The 321-nt window shown below is 52.0% G+C and carries 2 rRNA genes; both read right to left on the bottom strand.

The features are described 5' to 3' along the window. Window positions 1–3 precede the first annotated feature (3 nt). A 5S ribosomal RNA gene (gene rrf, locus M989_RS24095) occupies window positions 4–119 on the bottom strand. A gap of 90 nt (window positions 120–209) precedes the next feature. After that, a 23S ribosomal RNA gene (locus M989_RS24090) occupies window positions 210–321 on the bottom strand; the annotation flags it as partial.

Genomic DNA, 321 nt, shown 5'->3' with positions numbered 1-321 from the left:
GATGCCTGGCAGTTCCCTACTCTCGCATGGGGAGACCCCACACTACCATCGGCGCTACGGCGTTTCACTTCTGAGTTCGGCATGGGGTCAGGTGGGACCACCGCGCTACAGCCGCCAGGCAAATTCTGTTATCAACACGCATTAGCCTGTCGATGTCATCTGTAATCAAGCTGAATATCGTCTCTTCGCCAAAACATCTTCGGCGTTGTAAGGTTAAGCCTCACGGTTCATTAGTACTGGTTAGCTCAACGTATCGCTACGCTTACACACCCAGCCTATCAACGTCGTCGTCTTCAACGTTCCTTCAGGAGACTTAAAGTC

Source organism: Kluyvera georgiana ATCC 51603 (assembly GCF_001654985.1).
In the GTDB taxonomy this organism is placed as follows: domain Bacteria; phylum Pseudomonadota; class Gammaproteobacteria; order Enterobacterales; family Enterobacteriaceae; genus Kluyvera; species Kluyvera georgiana.
The sequence above is the reverse complement of the archived record's forward strand: the minus strand, read 5'-3'. Positions and strand labels throughout refer to the sequence as shown.